Annotated in this window: 15 protein-coding genes; 8 read left to right on the forward strand and 7 right to left on the reverse strand. The window is 45.3% G+C overall.

Features of this window, described 5'->3' with window-relative positions; genetic code table 11:
* The first annotated feature begins 202 nt into the window (after positions 1-202).
* From KNQ15_RS07975 to KNQ15_RS08005, 7 genes are all read left to right on the forward strand, one after another.
* Positions 203-580, forward strand: coding sequence for a response regulator (locus KNQ15_RS07975; protein WP_023467390.1), 378 nt, complete (start codon positions 203-205; stop codon positions 578-580).
* A complete protein-coding gene (locus tag KNQ15_RS07980) occupies positions 561-3,104 on the forward strand; it encodes a HAMP domain-containing sensor histidine kinase (protein WP_047396272.1) in 2,544 nt (847 codons plus the stop codon). The genes KNQ15_RS07975 and KNQ15_RS07980 overlap by 20 nt, the downstream gene beginning before the upstream one ends.
* 84 nt (positions 3,105-3,188) lie before the next feature.
* On the forward strand, positions 3,189-3,569 hold the full coding sequence (locus tag KNQ15_RS07985) for a DUF1516 family protein (RefSeq protein WP_029340968.1): 381 nt from the start codon (positions 3,189-3,191) through the stop codon (positions 3,567-3,569).
* A 141-nt stretch (positions 3,570-3,710) separates the two neighbouring features.
* Positions 3,711-4,709 (forward strand): class I SAM-dependent methyltransferase, encoded by a 999-nt coding sequence (locus KNQ15_RS07990; protein WP_029340969.1) that lies wholly within the window; start codon positions 3,711-3,713, stop codon positions 4,707-4,709.
* 105 nt (positions 4,710-4,814) lie between these two features.
* Positions 4,815-6,305 carry a phytoene desaturase family protein gene (locus KNQ15_RS07995; RefSeq protein WP_214728726.1) on the forward strand — a complete coding sequence of 497 codons (1,491 nt, stop codon included), beginning with the start codon at positions 4,815-4,817 and terminating at the stop codon, positions 6,303-6,305.
* Positions 6,302-7,783: a phytoene desaturase family protein gene (locus KNQ15_RS08000; protein WP_214728727.1), complete on the forward strand. Its 1,482-nt coding sequence runs from the start codon at positions 6,302-6,304 to the stop codon at positions 7,781-7,783. The genes KNQ15_RS07995 and KNQ15_RS08000 overlap by 4 nt, the downstream gene beginning before the upstream one ends.
* Positions 7,743-8,576 carry a phytoene/squalene synthase family protein gene (locus KNQ15_RS08005; RefSeq protein WP_214728729.1) on the forward strand — a complete coding sequence of 278 codons (834 nt, stop codon included), beginning with the start codon at positions 7,743-7,745 and terminating at the stop codon, positions 8,574-8,576. The genes KNQ15_RS08000 and KNQ15_RS08005 overlap by 41 nt, the downstream gene beginning before the upstream one ends.
* Positions 8,577-8,997: 421 nt before the next feature.
* On the opposite strand, the gene KNQ15_RS08010 is transcribed toward KNQ15_RS08005, so the two are convergent.
* From KNQ15_RS08010 to KNQ15_RS08040, 7 genes are all read right to left on the reverse strand, one after another.
* Entirely contained in the window at positions 8,998-10,470 is a 1,473-nt protein-coding gene (locus tag KNQ15_RS08010) for a phytoene desaturase family protein (protein ID WP_214728731.1), read from the reverse strand.
* Between the two features lie 15 nt (positions 10,471-10,485).
* A complete protein-coding gene (locus tag KNQ15_RS08015) occupies positions 10,486-11,562 on the reverse strand; it encodes a glycosyltransferase family 2 protein (RefSeq protein WP_214728734.1) in 1,077 nt (358 codons plus the stop codon).
* Complete coding sequence (locus tag KNQ15_RS08020) at positions 11,559-12,260, reverse strand: lysophospholipid acyltransferase family protein (protein ID WP_029340975.1); 702 nt, start codon at positions 12,258-12,260, stop codon at positions 11,559-11,561. Before KNQ15_RS08020 ends, KNQ15_RS08015 begins: the two co-directional genes overlap by 4 nt.
* Complete coding sequence (locus KNQ15_RS08025) at positions 12,229-12,984, reverse strand: carotenoid biosynthesis protein (RefSeq protein WP_214728735.1); 756 nt, start codon at positions 12,982-12,984, stop codon at positions 12,229-12,231. Before KNQ15_RS08025 ends, KNQ15_RS08020 begins: the two co-directional genes overlap by 32 nt.
* Positions 12,985-13,120: 136 nt before the next feature.
* The gene (pssA, locus tag KNQ15_RS08030; RefSeq protein WP_174316042.1) at positions 13,121-13,867 is read right to left on the reverse strand and encodes a CDP-diacylglycerol--serine O-phosphatidyltransferase; all 747 of its coding nucleotides are present in this window, start codon (positions 13,865-13,867) and stop codon (positions 13,121-13,123) included.
* 21 nt (positions 13,868-13,888) lie between these two features.
* Complete coding sequence (locus KNQ15_RS08035; protein WP_047396293.1) at positions 13,889-14,356, reverse strand: aminoacyl-tRNA deacylase; 468 nt, start codon at positions 14,354-14,356, stop codon at positions 13,889-13,891.
* Complete coding sequence (locus KNQ15_RS08040; RefSeq protein ID WP_029340978.1) at positions 14,316-15,698, reverse strand: MATE family efflux transporter; 1,383 nt, start codon at positions 15,696-15,698, stop codon at positions 14,316-14,318. Before KNQ15_RS08040 ends, KNQ15_RS08035 begins: the two co-directional genes overlap by 41 nt.
* A gap of 194 nt (positions 15,699-15,892) precedes the next feature.
* Here KNQ15_RS08040 and KNQ15_RS08045 point away from each other — a divergent pair, with 194 nt between their 5' ends.
* Positions 15,893-16,666, forward strand: coding sequence for an enoyl-CoA hydratase/isomerase family protein (locus KNQ15_RS08045; RefSeq protein ID WP_214728736.1), 774 nt, complete (start codon positions 15,893-15,895; stop codon positions 16,664-16,666).
* The last annotated feature ends 26 nt before the right edge of the window (positions 16,667-16,692 follow it).

Consider the following 16,692-nt stretch of genomic DNA (forward strand, 5'->3'; position numbering starts at 1 on the left):
ATTTTGATACGATCGAGACCTTCCTCGTTCTCCTACTTAAGGTAGAGATGAGGGAGGTTTTAGTATAGGACGAAAGAGGGATGAGGAATAAGGAGACAAAATCAGTTTCTGAAGTGATTTCCGTTTCTTATTATGAAGGAACTGTGTAGAATAAAGAAGATATGTCACTTTAGTGGTGGATAATTTTGGGAGGTTTTAATAGATGGCACGTATTTTATTAGCAGAAGACGAAGATGTCTTACGAATGTTAGTACTCGATACACTAGAAGATGAAGGATATACGATCGACGAAGCGACAGATGGAGACGAAGCGTATCAAAAAATCATGAACGCTGAATATGATCTCGTTTTACTCGATTACATGATGCCTGGAATGACAGGGATTGAAGTCATCGAAAAAGTCCGACAACATCCGGATAAGCAACATCTAAAAATCATGATGTTGACGGCTAAAAGTCAACAATCGGACCGCGAACGAGCGGAAGAGATTGGTGCGAATTACTTTTTCTCAAAGCCATTTAGTCCGTTAGAACTGATTGATGTCGTGGGAGGAATACTGAGTGATCACCAAGTGGATTAATCGAAAAATCGGGCGCCAACTCATGGCTTCCTTTTATGTCGTATTAGCTACATTGATGATTTCATCATTGATCGTCTACAACTATACCGATACGAAACTGCAGGCGACTCGGGCGAAATTAGAAGATATCCGTGATCGGAGTGCACGTGCGGGTGCCTTATGGGAAGAGTGGCAGGATGTCCAGTTCAATATGCGTGGTTATGCCTTGATGGGGAATGGAGAATTGTACAATCAAGTCATGGCTCAGCAAGATAAGATTGATCAGGATACAGAATGGTTCGAAAAAAATGCGATTTATGATCAGGGAAAGGCATTCGCCCAGTCCTCGAGAGAATTGTATGGTTATTATTTCGATGCCATTTTGCCGCTTATTCAATCTTATGTCAAAGCGAAAGAATCCGGAGATGTCACGGAATCGTTCTTAAAAGGAACAACACTTGCTGAACTGCCACTTGGTCAGCGATTGTTAGCTGAAGGTAAGATTCAATTAGATGCTCAAGGAAACATTGATGTACTATCAGAGATCAATAAGAGCGAGCTAGCACTCGGCGGTTATCGTGAATTTTTAGAGGATTGGGCACAACGGACGAGCGCCCAGCTGGAACGGGAAATCCGGACGACACAGCTGATTTGGTTAGCGAATATCGTCGTCTTACTTGCCATCTTGATTTTCTTTATTTATCCGTTTATTCGCCGCATCACGATGGAATTATTATCTCTCGTCAAGAACAGTCAACGGCTTGCAAACGGTGAAGATGTTTCGAGCGTCAAAGTACCGAATCGTAAAGATGAAATCGGAATTCTGGCGTTATCCTTCAATCAGATGGCAAGTTCGATTTCCGAGAACAAGCAGCATTTATTAGCGAAAAATGAAGAATTACAGGCGCAACAGGAAGAACTGCAAGCCCAACAAGAAGAATTGCAAGCACAACAGCAAGAGCTTGAAGAAGCGTTAGAGCTGACGATGCGCAATGAACAGCATCTCCAGTACCGGAATGATTTAACCGAGACACTTGCGGCACGTGAGTCGTTGACCGCTTATCCCGAAATCATCGAGAAGCTCGTCACAATCACGGATTCGGAGATCGGTGCATTGGTGTTCGTGGATGAGGAAGATAGTTATTCTGTCGTCACTTATGGGATGACGGATGAACTGGCAGAACAGTTGCTCCAAAATGATGCGTCACTGTTGAAACGAGCAGAATCGCTTAAGACCCCAGTTCATTCTTCTAAACAAGTCGCGAGCAATCATCCATTACCGTATCCGTACTATATGTATGAAACGGCTGTGCCGATTCTCGATCCAACGGCAGATGATATCATCGCGTATATTTACCTTGTCCGCTACCGCGATCAGTTCACGAATGAACAGATGCGAGACGTCATGTCCTTCTCCCGTCAACTGTCACTATCACTCTTGCGAATGCGTTTATTTGACGAGATGACAAAAGAAAAAGCGAAAACGGAGCGAATTCTCGATTCGATTCGAGAAGCGGTCATCTATCTTGAACCTGGGAAAGAAGAGGTCTTCGTCAATCGACCGCTGTACGATCTGTTCCCGGAATTACGATATGGAGTCCACACGGAGCAAGAAACGCTTCAAACATGTCTTGAAGTCATTCGATCTGTCGTCGATGAACCAGAAGTCTTCAGCAGATACGTCGATTCAGTTCTCCGTGGAGAATTACCGACGGATAGTCTACAATTCTCGATTCGAAACGAGACGGTATTCATTCAATTTTATGTCGAGGTGATCCAGATTCATCAGGTGCATAAAGGAACGATGCTTGTCATGCGTGATGTGACGAAAGAGACCGAAATGGATCGTTTGAAATCGGAACTCGTTTCAACCGTCTCTCATGAACTTCGGACGCCACTCTCTTCGATTTACGGCTTTACAGAGCTCATGCTCAACCGGGACATCGAAGAATCGCGCCAAGATCGATATTTACGGACGATCCATTCCGAAACGGAACGCCTTGCGAATCTCGTCAATGATTTCTTAGATGTCCAGCGCATGGAATCAGGAACACAATCGTATAAAAAAGCATCGGTGAACGTTCATGCGATTGCCGAAGAGACGACACAGTTCTATGCAGCTTCGACACAAGCTCATCGGATTACGTTCCGTCACGAAGGAGATCAGTTACCCGTCATTGAAGCAGATGAAGAAAAAATCAGACAGTTGCTCAATAATTTATTGAATAATGCGGTGAAGTATTCACCATCTGGCGGTGCGATCGATGTCGTACTGACGACATCGCTTGATCAAGTCATTCTTCAAGTTCGGGATGAAGGAATTGGGATTCCAGAACAATCGCTCAGTCGTCTCTTTGAAAAATTCTACCGCGTCGACAACTCAGATAGTCGAAAAATTGGTGGTACGGGTCTCGGTCTAGCTATCTGTAAGGAAATCGTCACCGGTCATGGTGGAGAAATTCACGTGGAATCGGTCGTAAGGGAAGGAAGTCTCTTCACTGTCAAATTCCCACTCGTCCAATCCACACATGTGACAATCTCCTGAAAAAACCATATATCAACAAAATAACACTAGGTGTTCGTACGGAAATCAGATACGATGAGATAGGAAAAGAAAGGAGGAAATGAAATGCCAATCACAGCATTCGTTCACACACACGTCTTACTTTGGGTACTTTTATTGGTCACGTTCTTCGTCGCCTTTTCGATGTACAAGAACAATAAGAAAGCCGCAAAAGGCATTCATATGGCGTTCCGTCTTCTACTTTTATTGACGTTCGCGACAGGTCTTTATCTGTACATCAAAATCATGGGGATGTCTGAAAACCCAGATCCACTCTACCATGCGAAGATCACAGCAGGATTACTAACGCTCATCTTCGGAGAGTTGACACTTGTTCGGCTTAAAAAAGGAAAAGCTTATTCCGGTTTCGTCATCGGATTCGCCGTGCTCGTCCTTGTGACAGTATTCCTTGGTTATTCACTCCCATACGGTATGAAGTTCTTCTAAGTTCATACAGAATCAAAAGAGTCCTTTTCGACCTCATAGGTTGAAAAGGACTCTTTTTGTCATGTCCGTTAGTAATTTTTGTTTACAAGTGGTTGTTATTTGGGAAAAGGAATGTATTACACAGTAGAGAGGGGAACGCTTGTGGCACAGTTGAAGGAATGGACGAAGGTTTTCCGGGCACGGAAATGGATGAAACGCGCAGAACCGGTGTTACCACTTTGGCATGGGTATATCGGTTATAAATATGGATTATTCGATGCTCTTCAAACAGGAGCAACGCAAGCAGAGGCACAGCTACGGATGCAGCGTCCGCTGACACAGGAAGCGCTATCCCGCTGGTTCGAAGTCGGCGTCGCAGTCGGTCACTTGAAGAAAAAAGATTTACGCTATACAGCGACTCGCCATGTTCTTCCGGAACTCTCTCAATCAGACGACCGCAGTATCGGATTTATGTTATCGGAAATGATGGAGCTGCACTTACCAGCACTATTCTCTTATCCTCAATTCTTAGAAGAGGGTCAACAAAAGACCTTTAATGGAGAGGAACATGGAGACGTTGTAGCCGAAACTTCAGCTCTCGTTGAGACTGTCGCTTTCCCAGCAGTACGTCACATCATTCGGAATCGTAATCTAACTTCACTTCTTGATATTGGTTGTGCCTATGGCGGGTATCTCCGTAAAATTCACGAGGCATTGCCGGACTTACGACTCGCCGGAATTGATATTGAAGAATCAGTCATCGCCGAAGCAAAACGGCGAGATACGAGCGGAGAGATTGATTTTGTCGTCGGGGATATCAAAACGTTTGATGTCAAAGAGACATATGACGGTGTCATGATGAATAATATTTTGTATTACTTCCCGCAACCGGAACGACTTGCACTATTAGAAGGAGTTCGTCGTTTCGTCAAGGATGATGGAACAGTCATTCTCGTCACACCATTACGTGATAGTTCACATGGCGCACCTTTCTCAGCAGCATTCAATGCCTTTATGACGTTGCATGAGAATCTGTATCCATTACCGAGTAAGGAAGAATTGAAAGAAGATCTATCAAAAGCTGGGTTTGAAAACATTTCGATCACACCATTCTTAAAAGAAGGTGCCTGGTATATCGTCACTGCAAACGCCACTTCCTAAGCGAAGTCTGGCGTTTTTACAGTTGGAAGACAGTTCAAATTTGTCGCTTTTACTATGTGCTTAGTATAATAGTTGAAACGATGAGAGATAAAAGGAGAGATTTGGGTGAAGCGACGCGTAGCAGTGATAGGAGCAGGACCTGGGGGACTTGCATGTGCCTTGTTATTAGCAGGAAAAGGAGTAGACGTCACCGTTTACGAAAAACAAACGCAAGTCGGTGGACGAACTTCTGCCGTTAAGCTAGGTGACTATACATTTGATCGAGGACCAACATTCCTTAATATGCCGCATATTTTAGAAAACGTCTTTCACGAAGCCGGTTTACGGTTAGAAGACTATTTAGATTTAAAGGCACTTGATCCAATGTACACGCTCTATTTCAAAGGCGGAACGGAGCAGTTCACGATGACGACGGATCGGGACCGGATGAAAGAGACGATTGAACAACACTTCCCTGGAAACGGAGAAGGATACGATCGATTCATGGCAGAGCAAGCACTTAAGCTTGGAAAACTCATGCCCATCTTGCAGACACGTCACGATCGGCTGACGGATTACTTATCACCACGTGTCTTAACAGCACTTCCGCGTCTTTCGCTCGGTCGATCCCTCTATGACGTGTTATCCGATTATTTCACGAGCGAAGAACTGAAGTATTCTTTTACATTCCAAGCGAAATATTTAGGCATGTCAGCTTGGGAATGTCCAGGTGGTTTTTCGATCTTGTCTTATATGGAACATGCTTACGGTGTCCACCATCCGATTGGCGGGATGCATCAAGTACCGCTAGCAATGCAACGTGCGATCGAGGAGCTGGGCGGAACCGTACAGTTAGGTGCGGGCGTCGAACAATTGATCTTAAATGGAAAAACTGTCGAAGGAGTCATCCTTGAGTCAGGTCAACATGAGTTATTCGATGAAGTCATCATCGGTGCCGATTTCGCACATGCGATGAATCATTTGGTGCCGGAAGGGGTTTTGAAAAAATGGTCCCGACCAAAAATTGACCGTAAAAAATTCTCATGTTCGACGTTCATGTTATATCTTGGTGTCAACCGGACGTTTGATGCACCACACCACACGATTTATTTTGCGGAGGACTATGAGAAAAACGTTCGTGAGATGACACAGACGCTTGAGCTATCTGATGACTTTTCATTCTATGTCCAAAATCCATCCGTGATTGATCCAACGCTAGCACCTGAAGGCAAGTCTGCTATGTATGTACTAGTGCCGGTACCGAACAATTACTCTGAACTTGATTGGTCGATCGAAGGACCGAAACTACGTCGTCGTGTTCTTGACGCCCTTGAAACGCGTTCGCCGTATCAAGGGATTGAAGCAGCAATCGAAGTCGAAGAGATGTTCACGCCAGACGACTGGGAAGCGATGGGGATCCATCAAGGCGCGACGTTCAATCTCGGTCATCAGTTGACGCAGATGATGTATTTCCGACCGCATAATCAATTTGAAGAGCTCGATCATCTGTATCTCGTCGGAGGTGGCACACATCCAGGTAGCGGATTACCAACGATCTTAGAATCCGCGCGTATCACGGCAGAACTTGTGCTCAAAAAAGAAGGGGTGCGGACATGAAGATAGGATTCGTAGGAGCCGGTGTCGGTACACTGCATGCAGCGCTTTTGCTGACAGCAAGACATCCCGGAGTCGAGATTACGATTTTTGAAAAAGAAGCGCATGTCGGTGGTCGATTACGATCCGTCGATTTTGAATCAGGTGGCCGCATCGATGAAGGTCCGACGATCGTCCTGATGCCAGGCAAGTTAAAAGAGCAGTTGGCAGAAGCCGGCGTGACGGGAGTAGAACTTGAACGGGTCGATCCATTGTATGACCTTCACTTCGACGACGGTACCGTCGTCACGAAAGTAGCCGATGTCGTGGATCAAGCGATCGCAATCGAACGTCAATTCGGTGAAGGGCGTGGATTTTATGAATTCATGCATCAAAAAGAAAAGGATTATGAGACGAGTGTATCGAAATTTTTAGAACGTGGTTATCGTCGAAAGACAGAGTTGTTGCACCCAGACATGATGCGTCCATTATTACAGATGCATGCTCTAGAAACTGCACATGACCATTTGAAGCGATACTTCAAGAGTAAATATTTGCGCATGGCATACAGTTTCCCGACATTTTATATCGGCGGAAATCCTTATACAACACCATCGATTTACGGTTTGATTCCGTACCGGGAACAAGCAGAAGGTGTCTGGTATGTAAAAGGTGGCTATTTCTCGCTTGCTGAACGCATGTATGACACATTAGTCGAACGTGGTGTCCGATTCGTCTTCGAGGCACCCGTTGAACGAATCGTTGTCGACCAAGGACAGGCGAAAGAAATCATCTTACAAGATGGAACACATGAAGCCTTCGATCAAATCGTACTAAATGGAGAGTTTCCATTGATGGAACGTCTTGTGGAAGGTAAACAACCTAAAACCTATACGCCTTCAGGCGGTACGCTACTGCTGTATTTCAAAATGAAAGGGAAAGTCGATTTACCAGTGCATCGCTTTTTGATGCCAAACGACTTGGAACCGCTCATGACGAATATCTTTAAAAAGGGACGATTACCTGAACATCCGGCAGTCTATCTGTTCCATCCAAGTCAGATTGACCGTAGTTTGACAGGAACGGACGATAGCGTCGTCTATTCATTAATTCCTTCTCCACGTGGCTATGGTGTAGAAGATTATGAAAAAGTAGAGTTCGTTGAGACCGTACTTGAAAAAATCGAGCATCATCATCCGGGATTCCGGGAAAAGATACAAGAAATGAAGATTCGTACACCGAATGATGCACAGGCCTTTGGATTGTATCAGGGAGGGAGTTTTGGGATTGCGCCGACGATTCGCCAATCCGCTGCCTTAAAGACACAGGCAAAACCGTATCCGGATATCGATCGATTATATGCCGTCGGTGCATCGGTGCATCCGTGTGGAGGAGTACCAGTCGTCATGATGGGCGCAACGATACTTGTAAACCGAATGGAACAAGAGATGGGGTGGAAACATGAATTCAGTGACGATCCAGAACGCGTATATCAAATGTGAGGAAGTCATTCAGTCCGGATCTAAAACGTTCTATAAAGCCTTCTCACTCTTACCAAAAGCAGATCGACAAGCTGTTTATGCCATCTATACATTTTGCCGATTCCTCGATGATACCGTCGATGAATCAGAGACACCAAAAGAGAGCTTAATGGCTTTCTTGAATGAATTCAAACGATTCCGTAATGGCGAAGTACTAGATAAACCGTTATGGATTGCTTTAGCAGATGTATTTGAACGTTATGAAATGGATGAGACACCATTTCTTGAGCTCGCAGAAGGGATGCGTTGGGATATCGAGAAAAATCGTTATCAAACGCTTGAGGAGACAGAGCAATACAGCTACTACGTAGCGAGTACTGTCGGTTTGATGCTGTTACCCATCCTTGCACCGCAACAGCCTGATCTCCGTAAATCAGCTATCGATCTTGGAATCGCGATGCAACTGACGAACATTTTGCGCGATGTCGGTGAAGATGCAAAACGCGGCCGCATCTACTTGCCCCATTCATGGATGGAGACATACGGTGTCACAGCGGAGTCGTTACTCGCTGGTCGTCCTTCAGGAGACTTCATCGGTCTCTGGGAAGAGGTTGCCCTTCGAGCAGAGCATCTATATGACGCGGCGATTCCATCGTTTGAACGATATCCACGTGAGAGTCGGCGTGCTCTAAAAGCTGCTGCCTTCCTATACCGCGGTATTCTTGATGCAGCGCGGGATAATCACTATGACGTCTTTACGAAACGCGCGTACGTCAGCCGTTGGCAAAAAATGAAGTTACTTGCTACGATTTAATACATGACCATAGAAAAAAGACCTTGGCGGGGACCAAGGTCTTTTTTCTATGGTCTGAGACCGGGGAGTCTCAGATTACTTCTACACCAGAGCGAACATCTGGACTACGAGATAGGTCTGTTTCGACCACGGGGATGGTCTTTTCTTTATCGAGCTATCTGTGGACCATTCGGATGAGACGATCTAAGGGGGAACGTCGTAAGTCATGCGAATGGACACACGATGAGTCACGTGATGAAATGGGTGGGTCCCATTTGATTTCGCTGGTTAGAAAAAGTAAGTTCTTCAACGCTCTTGACTCGGGGAAGTCACCTTGCGCTTGATTGAGGATGTGGGGTCAATCACTACCTCTTGAACTCGAAGTAATCGTATCAAATCTTAGTTGTCCGTACAAGTGATTGATATGCAATTCACATAACGTTCACAGGGTAGCGGCGACAGCAGAGACGATTCGTTCACTTGCTAGTTTTCCTGAAAGCGTCACCATTGGACTACCGCCACCAGGATGCGTTGATCCACCGGCAAAAAACAAATTGTGAACATTCTTTGAACGGTTGCTCGGACGGAGGAAAGACGACCGGATGCCATTGGATGACAAGCCATATAACGAGCCGTGATAAGCAAAGAAGGTTTGTTCGATATCCTGTGGTGTGATCCGTTGTTCGAAGACGACATCAGATGAAATATCAATTCCAAATGACTGCAATCGTTGATTGATCAGTTGATCATACGTATCAAAATCAATCGCATGTCCAGTATCCGTTGCGGGTGCATTGACGAGCACGAATAAGTTGTCACCCGCTTGTCCCATTTCTGGTGCTGTGACGGAAGAATTCGAGATATAGATCGTCGGCTCCTCAGCGTAACGTTTTTCATCAAAGAGTGCCTTGAACTCAGCTTCGTAATCCGAAGAGAAGAAGACGTTATGATGAGCCAGTCCTTCGATCCGACGTGAGAGACCGATACATCGGACGTAGGCAGAAATTGATGGTTCGACTTGAGCAGGTGTCGGATTTTTAAAATCAGGTCGTGCCGTTTCTGAGATCAGGCGTGGATATTGTGTCAATAAATCGCCGTTCATGACGACGAAGTCGACCGGTAGATATTCCAAATGATTCAATTCGATTTCCGTTGCTTGTCCATCTACGACTTCGATCTGTGTCACCTCATCGCCAAGACGGAAGACGACACCTAGTTCTTTTGCACGTCGAGCGAATCCTTCTGCGATTGTTGTATTGCCGCCATTCGTGAAGTAGACGCCGTCATTTAGTTCTAAATGAGCGATGAGACTGAAGGTAGCGGGTGTTTGATAGGGACTACTCCCGATATAGGTCGCATAACGATCGAGTGCCTGAATCAACCCTTTATCCTTAAAGTAGTGCTTATGCAGCCCATGAAGGTTTTGGAAGGGATGCACTTTCAACATGTCTCGCCAGAGGGAGGGGCGGATGAATGAATCTATATTCGTAAAGAATTGTTGTTTTGCAATCGTATGCAACTTCGCCACTTCTTCTTGATAACCTGTAATATCGTTTTTCGCCAACTGACCGTTCGTGAAACGATCTACTTCTGTCCGCATCGCTTCACGTCCAGACGAGAACGTTAAGGTGCGTCCGTCAGAAAAGTGATTGACCGTGTGACGCTCAAGTTTCGTGAATGTAAAGTATTCATCAGGATCCGCACCGGATTCAAGAATGACGGATTGAAAAACTTCCGGCATCGTGATCGTGTTCGGACCAAAATCGAAGCGATGTCCTTCTGTGACGATCGGCATCATTTTGCCGCCGATATGTGTATTGCGCTCGATGACCGTGACGCGAAATCCTTTTGCAGCTAATGAGATGGCAGCGCTTAGTCCGCCAAGACCAGCTCCGATGACAGCTATATGTTTCATGATACTGATTCCTCCTTATGAATAGGTCCTACCCTTCCATGTGATTTCCCGTTTCCTAAAGCTTCGAATCATCGCACTTGCTAGCAAAATGACATAAAGGAATACCGCCAGTGGATGGAGCCACCAAACATGTCGGATTCGTGCCGCACGATCAATCCGGAATCGTGCTAAGTAAAGAAGAGTCAGTGCACCACCCATCTGCCAGGATGGGTGAAGGATGAGATAAGGTAGGACACTTGCTTGAACCAAGTAAAAGAGTAGAAAGTATGATCCGACAACATAAGAATCGTTCATCCCACGAAAGACATTCTTTAGAAAACCTTGCCAGACCTCTTCATTCGTGGCGTACATATTACAAGAGACTGCTGGAGCGACTTCGACGAGCGTCGTCGTCCATCCGTATTTTTTAAATGTGCGACAAAGTTCTAAATCGTCAACGAGAGCCGATTGGATACTTTCATGTCCACCGACTTGATCATACGCACGTCGTTCGACGAGAACGACCATTCCGTTGGCTGCAGCAAACGCTGGATGCTTCACCTTGCGAAAAGGAATCGGAAGATGTTGTGCAATAAGAACATGTTGCATTGGAATCAAACACTTTCCGAGAAACGTCGGTACAGGAAAGGACGGGAAACCGGAAAGGAAAACGGCTCGTTCTGTTCGTAACGTTCCGTATAAGCGACAAATTGCATCAGATGTCAGTGTCACATCAGCGTCGAGAAATAACAAATAGTCCTCTGTCGTTCGTTTCGAGAGTTGATGACACGCATGGACTTTTCCTGCCCAGCCTGCTGGTAAGGGAAGACCATCAATCACTGTAAAACGGTCGTCTTGACCAATCCGATCGAGCAATAACTCGCGCGTCCGATCGGTCGAGCGGTCTTCATATAAGTAAACGTGCATCCCTGTTGTCAGAGCAGGTTCTAGTGCGTCTAATAATTTTCGTACATTACGCTCCTCATTACGTAAAGGGATGCAGATTGCTAGACTATCTGGTTGAACGGGATCCGTTAATCGTGGTAAAAAAGCTAAATTGATCCATGTATAGAGACAGACAGCTAGAGCGAAGAAGAGAAAGAACCAACTCATGACCGAAATGCCCGTAACCAGCGCTCCGTTCGCGCAGGAAGTGGTTCCCTTCTTGTAGAGATACAACGATATAAATCAATACGTTCCGCAATTGCATCTGCTCGAATGTCGTCGTATAAGGCGGTTAGTTCTGCCGTCAGTCGTTTTGCCTGGGCACTTGAACGTTCCTCAGGTAATGGATGAAAGCGACGCGTCCGGATATAGATGTCCGGTTGCTGTTCATGGCCATATGAATAATAAAAGGCGACGAGAGACACGTGATCCGTATGACGCGTCAAATGTGTGGCACCACTTGCTAAGCGAAGCGGACGGTCCTCTTGATGACGTTCCTCGCCTTGAGGAAACATCCAGACGCTGCTGCCATTTTGAAGTCGTTCTTTGGCATAATGAAGACTTGTCTTGATATCAGCGAATGATGTCCGATCAACAGAGAAAGCTCCAAGACGAGAGAAGAACGGGAAGCGAGCAAGCCCTGCTTGGTCAATCATGACGTAAGGATCGTGATGGAAACAGGTCTGATCCAAATGAAAAAGAATCATACCATCCCACCAAGAACTGTGCGTAGCAAGCATGAGACCGGGGACAGGTAGATCGTCTGCTCGATATAAGACACGGTGGAAATGACGTCGGATCAAAGCATGGTCAACATACGTATGAAATACGGATTCAGCTAATTTGCTTTTGTTTGCTTCTTTCAACGATAACCCCTCGTTTCACAATGAAATAGACGATGAATGCACTTAAGCTGACCAAAGTGACGCCATAGAGACCAGCAACTCCTGCTGTTACACCGAATAAAGTGTGCAACATCAAAAAGAGATACTGATTGTTTTGTTCGAGTGCGGCATCCGTCGCTTTGACTTGATAGCGATTGATGAAAAAGGAAAAGACGAGCGCCGTTCCATACCAGCCGAAGAAGTTCTGTGTCGGAATGTCGTAATACCAGCCACCGTCTTGCCAAAGCCAATACGATTTCACATTAGCAGCAACAGGATCAATCGCTAAATCGAGCCAGACGGCAAACAATGGAACGAGGATCAATGTACTATAGCGAAACGAAAACAAACGGGAGAAAGCGAGACTCGCCCCCATGACCGACAGCCATGCAGCCCCGATCGTAATCGGCACACTTAATAATTGAACACCGAAATCCGACTCATAACGATATGTTCCAAACGGCCAACCGGTATGGACCCCAATCGACTCGATGATGATCGAACCAAAGAAGATGAAGGGGATGACAAGACGACCCTTCGGTAAGATATGCCAAAAATAGAGTGCTGCGTATAAGCCGGAAGCGAATAAAAAGACGGCATTGGCCCACTCGAGCCAAGGGGGGAGTAACGAAAAACCAACTAAGATCAAGCCGATGGTGAACCAAATTGAAAAGAAAATCCAAAGACGTTTATGAAACTGCTCCATGCGTGACATTCCTCCATTTCCAAAATAGCTTCTGTCATAAGTATACCCATATATCTTGAAAACGAGCGAGGGAGAAGCGGTCCTATAAAAAAAGTGGTCCGGCTTCTCGCAAGAGAAACCGAACCACTTCCTACCATCATCCGTTTGAATGTTGCTTTTGCTTCTTCTTTTTGATGAACGAGAAAAGGAGAAACGCGATATACAACGGAACAGCAACGAACCAAAACGTCGACCATTCATTGCTACGAGCAATCATGACATACGTCACGTATAGCAATGTAAAGGTGATGACGAACGTATGGCGCGGAACGGGAATGTCTTTAAAACTTGGAATCTTGACACGACTGACCATCAAGAAGGCAAGACCTGTGAAGACAAGTGGAACCATCAAGTCGTTCATTCGTCCACTAAACAACGTAACGACGGCCAAAATACCACCTGCCGCCGTAATCGGTACACCTGAAAAATAAGCAGATGCCACATTCGTTGCGGATAAATTAAACCGGGCAAGACGGAATGCGCCGAACAACGGGAACAGAGCAGAAATTAGTAAACCAACTTCTCCGAATTCATAGAAATACGTATAGTAGGCCATCATTGCAGGTGCGACACCGAATGTCACGATATCTGCTAATGAGTCCAGTTCTTTTCCGAAGTCGCCTGCTACACCAAGCATCCGAGCAAGACGTCCGTCCAGACTATCAAGCATCATCGCGATGACGATTAGTAAGGTGGCATTTTGAAAATCACCTTTTGCCGCCATGACGATGGCTAAAAAACCACAATACAGATTTCCGAACGTAAATAGGTTAGGTATTGAATTACGAACACGATCTTTCCACAAAATGATTCCTCCTGCCACTTCATCGATACTACTCATCATACCATAATTAGGAGATGGAATTCAGCCGTTCGTAAAGAGAATCCCCTGAGTGAAAGATAAAAAATCATGAGGATTCAACCGAACTTGATGTCCACGTTTTCCGGCGGATACGATGATGAATGGTTCATGGATAGCACGATCCGATAAAAGAACCGGAAAGTTCTTCTTAGCACCGATGGCAGAGACACCACCTCGAATATAGCCAGTCAGGTCTTCTAACTCCTTCATCGGAACAAGCGCGACTTTTTTCGAATGCAATGCTTTAGCTGCTGCCTTAAGAGAGAGTTCTTCTTCCCCCGAAATGACGACAAAGACATATTTATTTTCGACCATTTTCAAAACAAGGGTTTTAAAAATGGTCGAAAGGGGGTAATTAATCTTTCTACCGACGGCTTCAGCAGATAAATCATCAAGATCAACAGGATAAGTGAGGGATTCGAAGTCAATCTTAGACTGCTTCAGAAGCCTCTCGACGTTCGTTTTGCTCATGTGTTTCTCCTTTGACGAGTGAGTATTGGACCCATTTCCGTCCGTGCCAACGTTTCATGGCGAAAATGCCACGGAACCATTCGTCAGCAGAGAAGGCAATCCAGATTCCAAGTAAACCAAGACCGAAACCAAGACCAAGTGTATAACTGAGGACGACCGCAATTCCCCACATCGATAGAATACCGATGGCGACAGGGAAACGGACATCTCCTGCCGATTTAAGAGTTCCCATGAGTACGATGTTCATCGCGCGACCTGGTTCAAGAATGACGCTTGCCCAGAGTAGTGGGATACCGATTGCAATGATTTCAGGACTCGATGTGAACACTGATAGAATCGATGAACCGAATGAAGCGAGAGCGACAGCTGAGATGAAGCTTGCGAAGACGGCAATTTTCAATGTTTTCACAGCACGTCCATATGCTTGTTCAAATTGTTGAGCGCCAACTTGGCGTGCGACGAGAAGTTGCGTCCCTTGCGCGATCGCAAGTGTAAATAGGAAACAAAGCATTGTGATGTTCGATACATACACACGAGCGGACAATGCTGCTTCACCAATCGTTGCGATGAATCCTGTGATGATGAGTTGTGAAAATTGATATGAGATTCCTTCACCGGCAGATGGGATTCCGATGTTCATGATCCGTTTCACATCTTCCCGGTCGAAATGAATCAAGTCTTTTACTTTAAAACGTAATGAGAGTTTCCGGTAAACGACGAAGAATAAGACAAGGACAGCGATTGTCCGAGCGATGACGATCGACCAGGCGACACCGGCAACACCGAGAACGGGAATGCCGAAGAGTCCAAGAACAGCGATGACGTTACCAAAAGCACTAACGAAATTCATGAGTAGCGTGACATACATAGCATTTTTCGTGAATCCATGACTCCGGAGAATCGCACCGAGTGTCAGAGAGATGGCTTCTAAGAAAAGGAATAGACCAACGATCTTAATGAACGTTTCGCCATAGACGAGCGTCTCTCCTTCTAATGAGAAAAATCCAAGGAGTTGTCTTCCGAACAATACGACGGTCAGAGAAACGATGAGACCGGTATACAAGTTAATCGCAAAAGCAGAACGAGCAGTTTGACGAGCGTTTTGTGTTTTTCTTGCACCGAGGTACTGACCAATGATGATCGTTGCACCGACCGAGGTAATGTTAAAGAGAATAATGAAGATGTTCAAAATTTGATTGGATACACCGACTGCCGCAGCAGCGCTATCTGAGTAATAACTTAAAATCAACGTTGCAATGATCCCAAGGCTCATGTGCAATGCGATTTCAATAAACAATGGCCACGTGATGTGGAATAAGCTTGGTTGCTTGACTGTTTTCATAAAATAAATCCCCTTTGTTTCATAAAACGAATAGTGTTTCTTTATCTTTTTGAAACTATACGCCTTCGATTTTCATAATGAAAGAGGGTTTTTTGTGTTTCATTAAAAAAAAAGAGATTTAAAAGGATTTTCATAAAATATCACGAATACATCATAATGAACAATCATTCATTTTTAAAAGGTAGGGGAATCCGATGAAACGAGAAATGAATTATGCCGTCAAGGATCAGGTTGCGACGTTAACCCTTGCTCGACCGAAACAACTGAATGCATTAACTTCGAATTTATTGGATGAGTTAGCAGACGCTCTAGAAGAAGCGAATCAGGATGAGGAAGTACGTGTCATCGTCTTGACAGGCGAGGGACGTGGGTTTTGTGCAGGTCAAGACTTGAAAACTGTCTCACCTGAGCTCGATCATGGTGAATATTTACAACAGTATTATCATCCTGTCGTTCGTGCACTCGCTAAATCGAAGAAACCGACGATTGCTGCCATCAATGGTGTAGCGGCAGGGGCTGGGTTATCACTCACGCTCGCTTGTGATTTTCGACTAGTCGACAAGGAAGCGAAATTATCGCTTGGGTTCATTAATATCGGACTTGTCCCAGATGCGGGTGCTCCGTATTTCTTGCCTCGGCTAATTGGTGCAGCAAAAGCAACAGAGCTTGCGTTACTCGGTGACACGATTTCAGCAGACGAAGCTGTTTCGCTCAACCTTGCGACACGAAGCATCGAATCAGAGCAATTTGTAGAAGAGGTCACAGCGTTTGCTCGTCAACTGGCGGATCGTCCGACGAAAGTAATCGGATATATCAAGCAGCTACAGGCAGCGAGTTATGAAAATAACTTGGAGGAAATGCTTGCTCAAGAAATCATCTACCAGTCACGCGCTGGGAAAACGGAAGACCATCGTCATGCTGTTGAATCCTTCATCGAAAAAAAACGCCCTGTTTTTGTCGGACGATGAATCGAAGACATATATAGAAGAAAGAC

This window comes from Exiguobacterium sp. s168, assembly GCF_018619035.1.
GTDB lineage: Bacteria > Bacillota > Bacilli > Exiguobacteriales > Exiguobacteriaceae > Exiguobacterium_A > Exiguobacterium_A acetylicum.